Raw genomic sequence first — 292 nt, forward strand, 5'->3', positions numbered from 1 at the left:
TGTCGCAACGTTCACCTTGAAGCATGGAGAAAGCAAAACAGCAATCAATCTATCAGCAGGCATAGATTATGAAGTAACTGAAACAGAAGAAAATCAGGACGGCTATGTAACCTCTAAAAAAGATGATACAGGAACAATCACAAAAGATGTGAAAGGGACGGCTGTATTTATAAATGCAAAATGTGTAACTCCGCCAGAACCTGAAAATCCTGATAAGCCTTACACTCCTGTTATCACTGATACGCCAAATCAAGATGTATTAACTCCTAAAACTGGAGACAATACGAACTTG

Annotated in this window: 1 pseudogene; it reads left to right on the forward strand. The window is 38.7% G+C overall.

Features of this window, described 5'->3' with window-relative positions:
- Positions 1–292, forward strand: a pseudogene (locus tag P0G09_RS19965) (hypothetical protein); the annotation flags it as partial.

The sequence above is a fragment of the Faecalibacterium sp. DFI.5.82 genome, assembly GCF_029076575.1.
Lineage (GTDB): Bacteria > Bacillota > Clostridia > Oscillospirales > Ruminococcaceae > Faecalibacterium > Faecalibacterium duncaniae.